At 34.7% G+C, this 1894-nt stretch carries 2 pseudogenes; both read right to left on the bottom strand.

Going from position 1 to position 1894, the window contains the following annotated elements:
* Positions 1–1317: pseudogene (locus CER22_RS30895) on the bottom strand (glycoside hydrolase family 55 protein); the annotation flags it as partial.
* A pseudogene (locus CER22_RS33425) lies at positions 1310–1894 on the bottom strand (lysin); the annotation flags it as partial. The pseudogenes CER22_RS30895 and CER22_RS33425, both read right to left, overlap by 8 nt.

The following is a 1894-nucleotide window of genomic DNA, read 5'->3' as shown; positions in this document are numbered from 1 at the left end:
ATTACTAAGGCTTAGTTGAGCCTCAATAAGAGCAGATATTTTCATATGCATTGAGGTAATCGTAAGATTATTACCAGCTGCATCGTTAAGAAATTGAATTGCATACGATTGTCGTGGGTCAATCGAACCGAATCTGTTCGATGCAATCCCTTGAATATTACAGTTTTTTGCACCAACCAATAAATAACCTGTTGCACCAGCATAAATAGTACCCGAAATATACTGCCAACCGTTGGTATCAGCGATTAAACCTGAACCTACAATATCTTTTCCTTTAAATACAAAACCATGTTTTGCATTATCTTGTGCCTCACATCCGATTAGTCCGATTCTAGTACCTCGAATGTCAAAACCATCCCCCTGTTCCTGATCTAATTTTCCACTAAACCAAGATTTACAGTTTATATAACGAGAATTACCATCTTTGTCACTAGATATAATCCCCTGTAATCCAGATTCACCTGCGGACAGCGATTCATACCAGTTATCTTGAGAATCAAGATAGAACCCATTCTTATCACATCTTAAAGTTTGAACAGCCTTAATCTGTGATTCACCACGTCCAGTAATTATGAAACCAGTTCCTTTAGTCTCATAAATATAAACGTTTTCGATGTAATGACGAGCATCATGTTCTCCCACAAGAGAATCTGCAAACATTGCTGCAGCATCCCTTGTATTTATAATATATATACCACCAGCAGCATGACTGGTTTGGTTATCTTTATTTCCATCAAGCCTTAAATTCTTAATTCCAATCATTTGCGATGTATTTTTTTTTAAAGTAATTATTGAAATATTACTTCCTGATTTTTGTTTCAGAATGGATTTTTTTCCAGTTCCCATGAGAATTACATAGGATGGCATTTTCAATTGCGATACTATAAAAATACCTTCTGGAATTAATACCTTTCCACCTCTTCCTTCTAAAGAATCAATTGCAGCTTGAATTGCAAAAGTATTATCTTCTAGTATTACATGCGCACCAAAATTTCTAATATTTACTGCGATATCAGCTAACCGCGCGTCAATCTCATCAGCTCTTTTACCTGCCGTATCATATGATTTACCGGTAAAACTACTTGTTCTATAATCCACGAGTTCGCTAATAGATGGATTTTCATTTGTTATATTGGCGATTTGAGCATCGTACTTCTTTTCTAAAGCGGATTGCTTATGTTTTGTTTCTTTAGAGAGTGACGTCGCTGTTTCTGTCTCTTTATTAATAGCATTGATTCCATCATGAATAGATCCACGAACATCTTTACCATACATAGCGATTTTAATTTTTTGTAAAAAACTACTTATATCAGCCACGTTTTACACCTCCATTTTCTAAAGCTGTTAAACGATCTTCTATACTTTTTAAGCTTTCTTGTATCCCAATGATACTTTTACCGTTTAATTCTACCGTTTTTTCAGCTGTCTCTAGTCTCTCATCGTACATAGCAATAACTTCGTTATTCTTTTGTATATCTTTTTGCATCTGCAAAATTACTTCAGATGTAGGTAAAGTTTGTATTTCTTCTTCAATTTTTTTCAAGGTATTTCCTAAATCAGAAACTGACTTAATAATACCTTGCAGATTAGCATCCTCAACCGCAGTCGTTAAATCTTTTATTCCTTGTTCTGCATTATTCAGACTAGTTGAAAGTGAGCCAATTTGCGTATTAAGTCTGGACACTGTAAATTGTAGTTCTGTAATTCTCTGAGATGATTTATTCGATTCACTCTGATACTGATTCAATGTCTTTAATTTATCACCGATTGAAAGCGAAGCACCTTGTGGACTGCTAATATCTAATGATTTCCCAACAATTCTTAATCTCTCATCAATTCCCATTATCGGATTTATTACCGGATGAGAATTTCCTGGCTCAAATGAATCGATATC

It is taken from the genome of Bacillus sp. K2I17, from assembly GCF_002209985.1.
GTDB lineage: Bacteria > Bacillota > Bacilli > Bacillales > Bacillaceae_G > Bacillus_A > Bacillus_A wiedmannii.
Note: the sequence above shows the minus strand (reverse complement) of the source record. Positions and strands in the feature narration are given on the sequence as shown.